Origin of the sequence: Sphingobium sp., assembly GCA_023266575.1 — a bacterium.
Taxonomy (GTDB): domain Bacteria; phylum Pseudomonadota; class Alphaproteobacteria; order Sphingomonadales; family Sphingomonadaceae; genus Sphingobium.
Genome location: JAHFPV010000021.1, coordinates 30,590 through 45,472 on the forward strand (window position 1 = coordinate 30,590; position 14,883 = coordinate 45,472).

Annotated in this window: 10 protein-coding genes; 3 read left to right on the forward strand and 7 right to left on the reverse strand. The window is 63.3% G+C overall.

Features of this window, described 5'->3' with window-relative positions:
• Nucleotides 1–34 precede the first annotated feature (34 nt).
• Nucleotides 35–397 carry a response regulator gene (locus tag Q0D44_RS16550; protein ID WP_294138040.1) on the forward strand — a complete coding sequence of 121 codons (363 nt, stop codon included), beginning with the start codon at nt 35–37 and terminating at the stop codon, nt 395–397.
• A gap of 135 nt (nt 398–532) precedes the next feature.
• Nucleotides 533–2,398, forward strand: coding sequence for a PhoX family phosphatase (locus tag Q0D44_RS16555; protein ID WP_294138041.1), 1,866 nt, complete (start codon nt 533–535; stop codon nt 2,396–2,398).
• 67 nt (nt 2,399–2,465) lie between these two features.
• Here Q0D44_RS16555 and Q0D44_RS16560 read toward each other — a convergent pair whose 3' ends face one another.
• The 7 genes from Q0D44_RS16560 to araD1 all read right to left on the reverse strand — a co-directional run bounded on the left by Q0D44_RS16560 (nt 2,466) and on the right by araD1 (nt 13,760).
• Nucleotides 2,466–4,481, reverse strand: coding sequence for a discoidin domain-containing protein (locus Q0D44_RS16560; protein ID WP_294138042.1), 2,016 nt, complete (start codon nt 4,479–4,481; stop codon nt 2,466–2,468).
• A gap of 117 nt (nt 4,482–4,598) precedes the next feature.
• Entirely contained in the window at nt 4,599–7,409 is a 2,811-nt protein-coding gene (locus Q0D44_RS16565; protein WP_294138043.1) for a TonB-dependent receptor, read from the reverse strand.
• A gap of 257 nt (nt 7,410–7,666) precedes the next feature.
• On the reverse strand, nt 7,667–9,094 hold the full coding sequence (locus Q0D44_RS16570) for a glycoside hydrolase family 43 protein (protein ID WP_294138044.1): 1,428 nt from the start codon (nt 9,092–9,094) through the stop codon (nt 7,667–7,669).
• A 22-nt stretch (nt 9,095–9,116) separates the two neighbouring features.
• Entirely contained in the window at nt 9,117–10,148 is a 1,032-nt protein-coding gene (locus Q0D44_RS16575) for an arabinan endo-1,5-alpha-L-arabinosidase (protein ID WP_294138045.1), read from the reverse strand.
• 105 nt (nt 10,149–10,253) lie between these two features.
• The gene (locus Q0D44_RS16580; protein WP_294138046.1) at nt 10,254–11,816 is read right to left on the reverse strand and encodes an alpha-L-arabinofuranosidase C-terminal domain-containing protein; all 1,563 of its coding nucleotides are present in this window, start codon (nt 11,814–11,816) and stop codon (nt 10,254–10,256) included.
• Nucleotides 11,817–11,835: 19 nt separating this feature from the next.
• Nucleotides 11,836–12,762 (reverse strand): Gfo/Idh/MocA family oxidoreductase, encoded by a 927-nt coding sequence (locus tag Q0D44_RS16585; RefSeq protein ID WP_294138047.1) that lies wholly within the window; start codon nt 12,760–12,762, stop codon nt 11,836–11,838.
• Between the two features lie 5 nt (nt 12,763–12,767).
• Nucleotides 12,768–13,760, reverse strand: coding sequence for an AraD1 family protein (gene araD1, locus Q0D44_RS16590; RefSeq protein WP_294138048.1), 993 nt, complete (start codon nt 13,758–13,760; stop codon nt 12,768–12,770).
• 204 nt (nt 13,761–13,964) lie between these two features.
• Between araD1 and Q0D44_RS16595 the strand changes: the two genes are divergently transcribed.
• Entirely contained in the window at nt 13,965–14,729 is a 765-nt protein-coding gene (locus Q0D44_RS16595; protein WP_294138049.1) for a FadR/GntR family transcriptional regulator, read from the forward strand.
• The last annotated feature ends 154 nt before the right edge of the window (nt 14,730–14,883 follow it).

Here is a 14,883-nt window from a genome sequence, read left to right on the forward strand (position 1 = left end):
GCTTCATGGGCTGCTTGGAAATTATGGGTGACTGGTGGCAAAGCGCGTGCTTGTTGTCGAGGACAACGAACTTAATCTGAAACTTTTTTGCGATTTGCTGCGGGCCCATGGCCATGAGGTGTTGCCGATGCGCGACGGGCGCGACGTGCTGGTGCAGGCGCGCGACTTTCTGCCCGACCTTGTGATCACCGACATCCACCTGCCCCATGTCAGCGGGCTGGACCTTATCATTTCCCTCAAAGCCGATGATCGCCTGTCCGCCGTGCCGATCATGGCGGTGACCGCCTATGCCGGGAAGGGCGACGAGGACCGGATTCGCGCCGCGGGCGCGCAGGCCTATGTGTCCAAACCCATTTCGGTGCTGCGCTTTGTCGAACAGGTGAACAGCCTGCTGTAACAGCCCTGTCATGCGCCTTTCATCACCCTGACCCGGTCCCGCCGTCCGCTTGTCATCCCATGCTGGCACTGCGCCACGGCCACAGGGGCGCGGCGCTCTGCCGACGGCCCGGAAACGCTATAAGGGTAATCAACCATGTCCCATCTGACCGACGAAGCGCGCGCGCCCTATCGTGATGCGCAGCCGACCATTTCCATGGGCGACAATAGCCTGGAAGCGATCGTTGCAGCCAATCCTGCGCGCCGCACGATCCTGAAAAATGGCCTGCTGGGCCTGTCGATCCTGCCGATGCTGGGCGCCCTGTCTGCCTGTGGCGATGACGATGATGGCGGGTCCAGCCCGACACCCACCCCTACACCGACCCCGACGCCGACCGACAGCTATACCGTCAGCTTCGCCGCTGTGGCCGCCAACATGAACGACACCGTCACCGTGCCGACCGGCTATACCGTCGATGTGTTGCTCAAGGCGGGCGATTCGGTGGAAACCGGCACCCCCTATTCGGGCAGCTTCCCGACCCCAGCCGACGCTGAAAAATGGGCCGGCGGCAATCATGACGGCATGGAATATTTCGACCTGTCGGGCGTGGACGCCAATAGTGGCGGCCTGCTGGCGCTCAATTTTGAATATCCCGACTTCAACATCCTGATGTCCGGCACCTACAATGCCGCCACCGCCACCGCCGACCAGAAGAAGATCGCCCTTTCGGCCGTCGGCATCGGCGTGGTCGAAATTGCCAAGGGCAGCGATGGCAAATGGGCGGTCAAGGCCGGGTCGCGCTTCAACAAGCGCTATACCGGCAACAGCCTCTATCGCGCCGGTGGCCCTGCTGCGGGTCTGCTGTCCAGCCCGATCAAGGGGATGCTCAACAATTGTGCGTCGGGTCGTACTCCCTGGGGCACCTACCTCACCTGTGAGGAAACCACCGACAATTATCTCGACCCGACCCAGCCTGCCCAAGATTATGGCTGGGTGGTCGAAATCGACCCCTATCAGGAACTGGCCGCCCCGACCAAGCGCACGGCGCTCGGCCGTTTCAGCCATGAAAACACGGCCTATATGGCCAATAGCGACAATCGCGTCGCCATCTATATGGGCGACGATTCGACGCCAGGCTGCATCTATAAATTCATTCCCGACCGCACTTTCTCCACCGCCAACCGGGCGGCCAATATCGACCTGCTCGACTATGGCACGCTCTATGTCGCGCGCTTCAATGGCGACGGCACGGGCGAATGGCGCGCGCTGGTGCAGGGCCAGAACGGCCTGATCGTCGGCGCGTCCGATCCGGGCGACGTCAGCCAGTTCACGACGCCGCCTGCCCCCGCGACGGTCAATTTCGCCAATCAGGCCGACGTGCTGATCAACTGCCAGTCGGCAGCGCGCGTCGCGGGCGGCACCATCATGGACCGTCCCGAATGGATCACGGTTGCGCCCGACAACAGCGCCGTGTTCGTCACCCTGACCAACAATAGCGGCCGCCGCATCACCGACGCGCCCAACCCGCGCGTCACCAACCGCCACGGCCATATCGTCAAGTTCAAGGAAGAGGGCAATTCGCCGCTCGCCACCAAGTTCAGCTGGGAAATCTTCCTGCTGGCGGGCGATCCGGCGCTGGCGTCGGGCGGCGCCAATCTGGTCGGCGATATCAAGGGCGACACTTTCTCCAGCCCCGACGGAATCCGCATCGATCCCAAGGGTCGCCTGTGGGTCCAGACCGACCATAGCGTGCCCGGCACGTCCGGCGTGACCGGCAAGTCGATCGAGGATATTTTCGGCCAGAACGCCATGTTCTACATCGACCAGACGACGAAGCAGTCCAAACGCTTCCTGGTCGGCCCCAAGGGCTGCGAAATCACCGGCCTTGCCTATACGCCGGACCTTAAGACCTTCTTCGTCAACATCCAGCATCCCACCGGCAACTGGCCGGTCGCCGGGCAACAACCACGCTCCTCGACGATCGTGGTCCGCCGCACGGACGCCCAGCCGGTCGGTAACTAAGGCCAAGCTGCGCACCTCCCCTCACTCGCGGGGAGGGGAGGTGCGCCACCATCATTGCGTCCCGGCGTCAGTCGGCAAACAGCTTGAATTCGACCAGCCGGGTCGCCTTACCGGGCGCTTGGGTCAGGAGCAGGCGGACCTTGCTGGTGCGGATTGCGGGCCAGCGCAACTGCGTGACGCCATTGGCGACCGGGCTGCCTTTGGGCGTGGCGATGTCCTGCCAGCGATCGGCCATCCACGCCTGAAGTCGGTAGGCGCGCGGCACTGCGAAACGCCGGCCATCGGCGAAGAAGGCCAGTTCGGCGCGGCTGAGGCCGGTGGGCTGGCCAAGGTCGATGGCATAATATTGCTGCGCCGGGGCAGGGGCGGACGACCAGCCATTGGCCAGTTCGGGAAAGAACCATGTCCGCCCGTCAATCGCATCATGGACATTTTCGGCGTCGCTGTTGCTGGACGCCGAACCCATCGGAAACTGACCGCGGACGAGTTGCACCGCGCGGTTGATCGGGCGGTCGATGGAGGGAGCGGCGGCACGGGGCAGGGGAATTTCGATTCGGCCCAGCGTGTCGCGCCGGGCGACTTGCCGACCATCCACCTCGATCACCAGCCCCTTGCCGCGCCGGTAATGGCTGCCATCGGCGTCCCATGTCACGGCGATCTTATGGCCATGATAGGGAACGTCCTGCACCCGAAACCAGTCGAGCGCCTGTGGGTCCGATGCGTCAGGCAGCAGCGGATTGACCTCCAGCACATCGTCGGCGCGCGGGCGGATGCCGACCAGACCGGTCAGGATCAGGTCGTTGAAACCGGAATGGAAATAATGGTGGCTGCGGTCCAGCCCGACGATCGGCTGGCCGGTTTCGGGGTGATAATCCTCCTCCAGATCGAGCCTGTCCCCCTGATAATGGAGCGCGGCATATTGGCGCAGCAGCCGCATATAGGTGCTGCGCGTGACCGGGCCTGTATGGGTGCGATGGTCGAGCAGATTGGCCATGGCGTGCAACACCTGCGTCGTCTGATAGGGCCAGATGGGACCGTTCCACTGGCATTCGGGGTCTGTGCCCAGATAGCGATATTGCCGCATATAATATTCGTAACCGGCCTCGACCGTGCGCATCCCGGCCTTGCCCGCCAGCGACGCCGGATCGATCAGATGCGCCCAGGCGGCGGCATATTTCGCCTCGTCAGGCACGATGTCGAACATCCAGGGTAGATAGCCGACCAGCTCGCGGTTGCGGATCGGCTGCCAGTAGCTGACAAATTCATTCTTGCGCGACTGGTGCCGGTCGATGAAGTGGGTGAGCCTGTCGCTCCACAGGTCGGCCAGCATCCGCTGTTGCAGCGCGTTTGCGCGGGCGGTGTAGGCGGCGGCCATGGCGGTGTCGCCGGTCAGCGTCGCCATCTTCGCGATCGCACGGGCATTGGCGACCATATAGCTGTTGATCGAGGGGCGGAAAGCGTCGCCGCCCCGAAATCCGTCCTTGCCGCCCGACGCATCGATCGAGGAGACGGTATATTCGGTCGCGTCGAGCAGCGGTTCGACGAAATACAGCCCCTTGTCGAAGTCGAACTTGTCGTCCCACAATCGGTAGATGTGGTTCATGACGGGCAGGTGCCGCACCGCTCCGGCCCGGTCGCCATCGACCAGATAGCGGCCCCAGACGGCGTCGGCCATATGATCGGTAAAATGCCGGTCATTGCCGCCGCTCTGGTACATGAAGTTGATATAGTCGTCGGCAAAGCGCCGGTCATTGAGCCAGCGCCCCTCGCCCAGATGGAAGCCGGTGGCGTCATTCAGGCTGGCATAGGGATGGCGCTGCCAGTCGACATCGTCGAGAAACTCGGTCGAGATATAGCCGTCCGCGCCCAGATCGCGCTGATGCGCGCGATAGAGTTGCCAGCGATAATAATAGACCGCGTCGAGCTTCGCGTCGGCGGACTCGAAATAGGGGATGCGATCGCGATACCAGGGCGCGTCATTGCCAAAGTGCCGGGTGGCGATGGCGGCTGGATCCATCACCGGCGGGGGCGGCGCGGCACCGATGCCGATCCATGCGGCCCCGGCCAGCAACAGCATCGTCATCGCGCGCATCGCATCCTCCGCAAAATAAATATGGCGGCCGTTCCGGGGTTGGAGAAAGCCCCGGAACGGCCGCCAGACATGGAAGGCGGCGAGGAAACGCCGCGTCCCACGGGGCGCTTAATTGAAGCTGTAGCGGACACCCAGAGCGAAGGTGCGCGCCAGCAGGGTGGTGCCGAGGTTAAACTGTTCCGGGCCGCCCACATCTTCAAACTTATAATAGGTCTGCATCTTCGACCGGGTCAGGTTGACCGCGTCGAAGGTCAGGCCCAGGCGTTCGGTGACCTTGGCGGTCAGCTGGAAGTCCAGGCTCTTTTCCGGCGCGCGCCATACGCCGATCGGGTTGGCGAACAGCCGCGCTTCGTTATTGGCCAGAAATTCCTTGCGCCAGACATAGGACAGGCGTGCGCCGATCGGCCCACGTTCATAGGCGAGCGTGGCGTTATAGCTCATGTCGGACACGCCGAAGAAGGACGAGCTGGTTTGCCCTGTGACATTGCCGTTGATGTCGACCAGCGGGATATTCTGTTTGGAATCGAGGATCGTCAGGCTACCCTGGAACCCCAGACCTTTCAGCGGCCCAGGCAGATAGGTCGGGAAATAGGTCAGCCCCAGTTCCACGCCCTTCAGCACGCCCTTGGACGCATTTTCCGGCCGGGTGATGAGGAAGCTGTTGGTGTTGAGGCCCGAACCCGGCACCGTGGTCAGCGAGGTGATCGGCACCACCAGCCCGTCAATTTCACGACGGAACAGGGTGGCATAGATCGCGCTGCTGCGTTCGAAATACCATTCCGCCGCCAAGTCGAAATTCTTTGACGTCGTCGGCCGCAGCCCCGGATTGCCGCGTCCGCCCGTGCCGTAGCCGACATTAGTCAGATCGCCGGTCAGCGTATAATTGGGGTTGAGGTCGGCAAAGGCCGGACGACGCAGTGTTTCGCCATAGTTGAAGCGCAGGCGCAGATTGTCGAATATCTCGTAACGCGCGGTAAAGCTGGGCAGGAAGCGCTGGGTGCCTGATGCCGCCTGCGTCACCAGCGGTGGATTGCTGTAGCGATCGACGAAGGTGAAATTGGTATCGACCGCGACGAAGCGCACACCCGCCTGCAATTGGAGCGGGCGACCGAAGATCGACACTTCGGCGTCAGCCTGCATATAGGCGGCCAGCGTGACTTCGTTGATGTCGAACACATCGGTCATCGTCATCTGGTCCGACAGCAGGATGCGGCCGGCATAGCGGGGATCATTCTTGTATAGCTGACGGATGGTGTCGGCATTTTTCGACAGCCAGTAACCGCTCGGCAGCACCCAGCTGGTCGGAATGTCGGCGCGGCCGTCATAAAAGCCGCTGTTGGTGAACAATGCTTCGGCGGGCAGGGTGGACAGGTTCGCGCCCAGGCCGCCTGCGTCCTGCGTGCGCACCGAATCGCGCGCCTTGCGATCGTCGTAACGGAAGCCGCCGCTGATCTTGCGGATGAAGCCTTCGTCCCACTCATAATCGCCGTCGAGCATGAAGGTCAGCGCGCTGCCCTTCGACTTGTTGGCGTTGTCGTAAAACTCGCCGATCGTCCACTGGCTGGGATCCGCCAGCAGCGCGTCATCATCGAAATGATAGGAGGGGATGCCGCCACCGGCGTTGAAATCGACGTCGATCGCCTTGGCGACGCGGGTGGTGCGCATCGCGATGAAGGACGTCTTGTTGGTGCTGCTCTGATAGGCCAGGTCGGCAACGATCTTGCCGCCTTCGCCGACATTCCACTTGCCATTCAGCGCATAGACGTAGGAGTCGGTTTTGTTGGTGGCAAAATCGCCGCTGTTGAAGCCGAACACGTCGCCCGCGCGGCGCGACTTGATGATATTGGTGCCGTCATACAGCTCGAAGGTCGAACCGGGGTTCGGACCCAGGCTGCCCCACCAGTCGGCAAAGCTGAACTGTAGCGAGTTGAAGGTGTTGCCCTTGAACCCGTTGTAGAACATTTCGGCGGTATATTCCGAACTGTCATTGGGTGCCCACTGCACCGCGACATTGAACGCAGGGCGCTCACGCTTGCCATAGAGGTCGGAGCTGAAAATCGCGTCGCGCGAGAGATAATAGGGGACGTTGATGCCGTTGATCGGCAGCGTCGAACCGGCGGCGGAAGGCAGGCCACGTTCCTGGCCGGGCTGCCAGCCGGAAAAAATGCGCTGGAGCGGCGAGAAGCCCGAACCGGCAGGAGGATTTTCGGTCGCGAACGGCACCATCGCGCCCGCCGTCGTCGTCATGTCGCGGAATTTGGTGCGGGTATAGCTGCCGTTGATCAGGATGCCGATATCGCCGATGCCGGTTTCCCAACGGTTGCTGATCAGCAGCGCGGCGTTGGGATTATAGGTGTCGGCTTCTTCATTATAGATGCCGCGTGCCAGCGCCGACAGGGCAAAGCCGTCAAAATCGAAGGGGCGGCGGGTCTTGACGTCGATCTGGCCAGCCAGACCGGTTTCAATCTGTTCGGCGGCGCGGGTCTTGTACACATCGACCTGACGGATCAGGTTGGCTGACAGATCCTGAAGCGCGAACGCCTGACCGGACGCGGTGAAGATGTTGCGGCCGTTCAGGGTGGTCAGCGCATCGGGCAGGCCGCGAATCGAAATCGCGCCCGCTTCGCCGCCGGTGCGGTTGGTGACCTGAATGCCAGTGACGCGCTGGAGCGCTTCGATGACATTATTGTCGGGCAGCTTGCCGACATCTTCGGCGACGATCGAATCGACGATCTGGACCGATTCCTTGCGGACGTTGATTGCGCCGATCATCGAAGCGCGCACGCCGGTCACGACGATGTCGGCGGCGTCATCCTCTGCGGCGATCTGGGGGGCGGGGCTGGTCTGCGCCTGGGCGGTGGCGCCCAGCATCAGCGCGAACATGGATGCGGAACATAGTGCGATCGGCCGACGTGCCATTTCAAATCCTCCCCTGCGGCTGGCCCATTCGCCATGCCTCAATTACTCAGACTAATTATTGCTCCGACAAATGGAGTGCAAGCGAAATTTTGTGGATGCGGCCGACAAAGGCGATGGGGCCGTGACATTATTGCCGCAGGCTAGCGGGCGCGGCGTTCCGGGCGGTTCTTGTGCGAAGGGTGGACAGGTGAAGGGCCGGTCATCAATCGGTGACCAGCCCTTGTCGCTATCTATTTGTCAGAGCAGGTGAACCGGTATCAGTCGGCGCGCCAGCGTGCCGCGGCGTCACGGCTGCGGACCAGACGAATCTGGCCATTGGCGACGCCGATCGCCTTGCCCGGCGCGGCGATGGCGGCGAAGCGGACAGTGCTAAGCCGCGCGTCGGTCAGGCGGACAAACTGGCTGCGCAGCGCGAAATCGGCGCTTTTGCTGTCAGGCTCCAACGTGACCGACCCGTCCTTGCCCGCAACCAGATAATGGCCGGGCATCAGAATGGGGGACAGCATGACGCTTTGCTGGCCCGCGCGGCCCGGCGTCTGGCGGAACTGGGTCTGGGCCAAAGCGGGGTTGCCCGCGATCAGACGGGTACCGTCATGCGCCAGCAACAGCTTGGCGTCAGCGGCCGACGCAAAGCGTTCGGGCAGCGGGCCATTGCCCACCGGCACGCCGAAATCGGGGGTGCCATCGGCGGTGTAATAGAGCCGCTGAACGCGGGTATGGCGATCAGGGTTGAGCAGGGGATCGCCCTGGATCGTTTCATAGTCACGACCATGATAGACGAGGACATCGCGCCCTTGCTCGTCCACGGTAAAGCTGTTGTGGCCGGGACCAAACACGCTGGTTTCCTTACAGGTCGTGAATACCGGCTGGGGCGATTTGGTCCAGCTCTTGGCGTCGAGCAAGTCCGAATTTTCATCCGCGCTCAGCATCCCCAGACAATAGCGCGCATCGGTGGCACTGGCCGAATAGGTCATGAACAGGCGGCGATTGCGGTGCAGGATGGCGGGGGCTTCGGCGACCTTATAGCCGCGAATTTCCCAGTCCAGCGTCGGCACGGTCAGGCGGGTCGCCTTGCCCGCCAGCTTCAGCGGCGATTCGAGCTTGGCTATGTACAGGTTGCTGTTCGTCTCGATCCCCGGCTCGCGCTGCGCCCAGGCTATGTAGCGCGTGCCTTTATGGGTGAAGATGGTCGAATCGAGGTTGAAACTGTCCCAGGGCGTCTGCAATTCGCCCAGCACCGTCCATCTTCCCGTCATCGGATCGGGGCCGTCGCAGACGACGGCATAGGTTCGGATACGGAACACATCCTCGCCCCCGCCGCTGGGACCGGCGGCGAAATAGACGATCCACTTGCCGTCGATCAGATGCAGTTCGGGCGCCCAGAGAAAGCCGGACATCGGGCCGGATTTTTCGTGCCGCCACAAAACAGCCTCGGGCGCGGTGGCAAGGCCCGCGATCGTCCTGGACCGGCGCAGCACCAGCCGGTCATATTCGGGGACGGAGCCGGTCAGATAGTAATAGCCGTCATCATGACGAAAAACCTGCGCATCGGCGCGCTGTTTGACGAGCGGGTTTTGCGGGCCGGCGACGGGCGCGTCGGCGACCTTGGCGCCTGCCATCATCGGCGCGGCGGACAGGGCGGCGCTGCTGGCGATGAAGCCACGGCGGGACAGGTTGAAACTCATCTATTTCTCTCCGGTCGGTGCATCAATAATCGGCTTGCGGCCAGCCATCCGCGCCCCAGCGGACCGGTGCGATCCGCAGGGTGGGGGTGCCGTTCGATTGCTTGTCATAGGCGTGATAGACGACATAATCCTTGCCGTCCTTGTCATGCAGCCAGCCCGCATGACCGGGACCACGGAAGCGCTGTTGCTCCTGAAGGTCGGCGCGCAGGAAGATGCTGCCGCCGCCCTCCAGCATCGGGCTGCCATCCTTGCCCAGATAGGGGCCGGTGATCGCCTTCGACCGGCCGATCACGGTATAATAGGTGCTGGCCGCGCCCTTGCAGCAATAATCATAGGAGGCCATCAGCCAATAATAGCCGCCATGATCGATAATGAAGGGTGCTTCGACCGGGGCGGGACCGCCTGCGGGCGCTGGGCGGCGGGCGATGGCGACGGGCTTGGCCTTGGGGTCTTTGGGCTTGCCGGTCCTGGGGTCCAGCTCGAACAGTTTGAGACCCGTCCAGAAGCTGCCGAGCGAGAGCCAGTGGCGGCCTTCGCGATCGATGATGAAATTGGGGTCGATCGCGTTAAAATCGTCACTCTTGTCCGACATGGCGACCAGCCCCTCGTCCCGCCACTGATAATCGGCGGACTTGGGGTCGAGCGTCGGACTGGTAGCAAGACCAATCGCCGAGCGGTTCGATCCGAAGGTCGAGACCGAATAATAGAGGCGATAGCGGCCGTTGACATAGCTGATATCGGGCGCCCACATGCCGTCGCTGCCGGGGATCGCCTGTTTCGCCCAGTCGGGCAGCGCCGTGAAGACCGGCGCACCGACGGTCCAGTGAATAAGGTCGGGCGAGGTGCGAGTCTCGATCAGCCGCTTGCCATGGCCGGTGCTGAACACATGATAGGTGTCGCCCTGCCGGATGATGACCGGGTCATGGGTGGGCGTGAGGTCGCCGGTCAGGCGACTGTTCAGCGTATCGCGCGGCGGCTGGGACGGCTGCTGCGCACAGGCGGGGGCGGCGAGAAGGGCGAGGCCCAGCCATGCCATGAACGTCGGTCGCCTCATGCGGACCTCTCCAATTAAAGCGATGTGCTCCCGCGCAGGCGGGAGCCCAGTTGAAACGGCGGGACTGTGCTCCCGCCTGCGCGAGAGCACATGGCACTCCAGCCCTTACTGCAACTCCAGCACTACCACCGACTTGGGCGGCAAGGTCACGCTGAGCGTGCCGCCACTGACCTGCGCGCCGGTAAAGGCGACCGGCTTGACGGTGTCGGGCGCGTCGAACGTGTTGTGGGCGTTGATCGCCGATGCGGTAAGGATGCGGCCCGTGACGCTCGCGGCGTTCAGGCCGTCGAGCTTGACCGTCACCGTGTTGGGCTGGTTCGGGTCCAGGTTGGACAGGCCGACATGGACCTTGCCATCCTTGCCCCGGACAGCCGATCCGCTGACCGCAGGCATCGACCATTTATCCTTGTTATACCAGGGCGTGTCGATGCTGATCGGCAGCACGGTCGCGTCCTGCCAGGGCTTGTACATTTCGAACACATGATAGGTCGGCGTCAGCGCCATCTTCTTGCCGTCGGTCAGGATCATCGCCTGCAACACATTCACCATCTGGGCGATGGCGGTCATCTTCACCCGGTCGGCATGTTTGGCAAAGATATCGAGATGGACCGACGCGACCAGCGCGTCGCGCAGCGTGTTCTGCTGGCGCAGGAAGCCGGGATGCGTGCCCGGATCGTCGGCATACCAGGTGCCCCATTCATCGACCGCCAGCCAGACCTTCTTGGCCGGATCATATTTGTCCATGATCGCGCTATGCTTGGTGATCAGCTCGTCCATGCGCAGCGCTTCGGCCAGGGTGTTGGCCCAGCCCGCCTCATCAAACACGGTCGAGGAGGCACGCGGTGGCCAGGAGCCGGGGATGGTATAATAGTGGAGCGAGAGCGCGTCGAGCTGGCCGCTGGCGACCTTCATCATCGTCTCGGTCCAGTTATAATCATCGACATTGGCACCTGCCGCGATCTTCATGATCTTCGTGCCGCGCGGGGCCTTGATGAAGGTGGCGTAACGGCGGGTGAGGTCGGCGGCATATTCGGCGCGCATATTGCCGCCACAGCCCCACAATTCGTTACCCACGCCGAAATAAGGGACGGCCCATGGCTCCTTATGCCCGTTCTTGGCGCGTTCGTCGGCCAAGGTGCCTGCGGGCGAGGTCATATATTCGACCCATTCGGCCATTTCCTGCGGGGTGCCATTGCCGACATTGCCCGCGACATAGGCCTCCGCACCGATCTGGCGGATCAGTTCGAAAAACTCATGGGTGCCGACCGTGTTCGGCTCGGTCACGCCGCCCCAATGGGTGTTGATCTTGACGGGGCGCTTGGATTTGCCGCCAATGCCTTCGCGCCAATGATATTCATCGGCAAAGCAGCCGCCGGGCCAGCGCACGACCGGCACGGACAGGTTGCGCAGCGCCGAAATCACATCGTTGCGAAAGCCGTTGGTGTTGGGGATGGACTTATCGTTGCCGACCCAGAGGCCACCATAAATACCATTGCCCAGATGCTCGGCAAATTGCGTGAAGATGCGCTTGTCATAGACCGGACCGGGGGTGGCGGCGCTGATCGTCGCGGTCGTGGGCTTGCCATCGGTGTCGGCGTGGGCGCTGCTGGTCAATGCGGTGGCGCAGAGCAGCAGCGTGGCCGTGGTGCGGCGCAGGGCTTTGATCATGTCATCCTCTCCTGTGATCTTAATCGTGAAATGCGTCAGTCGTCTCGCGCCGTCCGCGCAGGAAGGCGTCGGCGACCAGCCGCAGCGGATCGGTATCGACATCCGATCGTCCGCCCCGGATCAGCGCGGCAAAGCGGCTGTAGAGGCCGGGATATTCGACATCCTCGCCATGCTCGGTGCCGCTCGGCAGGTGCAGCACTGCGCCCCCCTGCGACAATTTGAGCGTCCCCGCGTCGGTTTCGACGACAATGTCCCAGCTTTGCGGACCGGTCTGCCGCCAGTCGAGATCCATGTGGATCGGCGCGCCGCCGGTATCGCGAAAATGCAGGTCGGCGGCGATCGGCGCGGCGCGATTGTCCGGCAGGGTCAGCGTCGCGTCCTTCAGGAAGAAGGGGCGCGGCAGGATATGGGTGACGATCGACAGCGCATTGATGCCCGGATCGAACACGCCAAGGCCACCGGGCTGCCAGATCCACGCCTGCCCCGGATGCCATACGCGCACATCCTCCCGCCAGACGATCGACACGCTTTCGATTCGCCGCTCAGCCAGCCAGGCGCGCGCCGGGGCAACGCCGGCTGCAAAGCGGCTGTGCCAGGCGGCGAACAGGGAAACGCCGACCTTGTCCGCCTGCGCCTGCAACGCGCCCACTTCGGCCAGCGTCGCGCCGGGCGGCTTTTCCAGAAACAGGTGGACGCCCCGCCCCAGCGCCTGTGCCGCCAGATCGTAGCGGACCTGCGGCGGGGTGCAGAGCGCGATCGCATCCACCGCCGGGCCATCCCGCAACAGCGCGTCCAGACTGGCCAGATGCGGCACCCCGTCCAGCCCGGCATCATGCGGGCTGACGGTCGCGGCCAGGCTGAAGGCGTTATTGCCCCGGATCGCCGGGACATGCTGGTCGCGTGCAATCTTGCCGATGCCCACGATCGCGATGCGGATCGGGTCCATGGGGATCAGAGCGCCTGAACGACCACTTCGACTGGCTCTGCGCGCTGCAACGGATTGCGCACCGGCAGGGTGAAGGGCGCGGCAGCGATTTCGAACACATCGCCTTCCTGCGTCGCGATGCCGTCACTGAACGAGAGCGTCGCGGTGCCGAAGAAATGGACATGCACGTCGCCGGGGCGGCGGAACAGATCATATTTGAAATGATGATGTTCCAGATTGGCAAAGCTGTGCGACATATTGCCCTCTCCCGACAGGAACGGCTTTTCCCAGATCGTCGCGCCATCGCGCAGGATGCGGCTCGCCCCCTCGATATGCTCCGGCGGGGTGCCGACCAGCAGTTCGGGGCCAAGCGCGGCCTGCCGCAGCTTGGAATGGGCGAGCCAGAGATAATTGTGCCGCTCGGTCACATGGTCGCTAAACTCGTTGGCGAGCGCCAGGCCAAGCCGATAGGGCTGGCCATCATCGCCGATGATGTAGATGCCCGCGATCTCCGGTTCCTCGCCGCCATCCTTGGCAAAGGCGGGCATGGTCAGCGGTTCGCCCGGTCCGACCAACTGCGACCCGTCGCCCTTGTAAAACCATTCGGGCTGCTGACCGACCGCGCCCGGCGCAGGCTTGCCACCCTCCAGCCCTTCCAGGAACATGCGCATCGAATCGGTCTGCTTTTCGGCCGCCGCTGCTTCCCGGTGCATCTTGTCGCGGCCTTCGGCGGACCCAAGATGGGTCAGGCCCGTGCCGGTCAGCTGGACATGCGCGTCATCGTCATGGTCGATCGGCGCCAACAATTCGCCTGCCGCAAAGGCGGCTGCAATGTCGATCGCATCGCCCGTGCCGGCCGCTTCGACTGCGGCGCTCAGGCTGATGCCACGGGCGATGGCGTCGATCGCCAGTGCGCGGATGCTGGCATAGCCCGGCACGATATGGGCCGCATCGCCCCGCGCCGCGATAACGGAGCGGACGCCGCTGGGGGCACGGTGCTGCAACAGGCGCAATGTCATGAAAAACTCTCCTCCCGCACGCCATTCGCGGCGCTGGCTGATCCTGAATGACGAGCGATCACGCGCTGGGGCGCCTGCTGAAAACAGCGACGCTTGCACGATCACTCCGTTAATTACTCCGACATATTACAGGATGATGGTAATGGCAATGCTTCTATTCTACACCGATCCGTGCCTGATAGGCACAAGGTGGGAGGAGCCGGAATGGGACAGGATAGGCCGTCAGCAGATGCGCAAGCCGCAGAAAATGGCGGTTCGGCCAAGGTAGCGCGCGGGCCGGGCAGGCGATTGCACGGGGCGATCGCGCACAAGCTGGGTACGGCGATCTTGTCTGGCCAATATGCGCCGGGCGATGTCCTGTCGGGCGAAGTCGCCTTTGCCGAGGAACTGGACGTATCGCGCAGCGCCTATCGGGAGGCGATCCAGGTTCTGACCGCAAAAGGGCTGGTCGAGAGCCGCCCCAAGGCCGGAACACGGGTGCTGCCGCGCAATCGCTGGAACCTGCTCGACCCCGAAGTGCTGGCTTGGGCCTTTGCCGGGGAGCCGGACATCCAGTTCGTGCGCGACCTGTTCGAGCTGCGCGCGATCGTCGAACCGGCCGCTGCCCGGCTGGCGGCGCAGCGCCGCGACAGGAATGACATCAAGATCATGAAGGACGCGCTGGCCGCGATGCGCCGCCATACGCTGGCGACCGATCTGGGCCGGGCGGCGGACCGCGATTTCCACAATGCGATTCTCGACGCGACCCGCAACGACGCGCTCCAGGTCCTGTCCGCCAGCATCGGCGCGGCGGTCAACTGGACCACCCAATATAAGCAGCGCGCCCGCGCCCTGCCGCGCAACCCGATCCCCGACCATGTCCGCGTGTTCGACGCGATCGTCGCGGGAGATGCAGCGGCTGCGGCGGAGGCGATGGGCGTGCTGGTCGATCTGGCGCTGGAGGACACGGCCAGCGCCATGGGGGGATAGCAATGAGTTCCGTTCGTTTCGAGCGAAGTCGACAAACGTAGCACAAAGGTTTCTTGCATCTTGCGGTTGACCTGAGAGCAGTTGCATTCGGGTTGACCGTCTGGGGTGGCCACCCCAGACGGTCTGACGGATGGGACCGTGGGTTTCTGGGTTA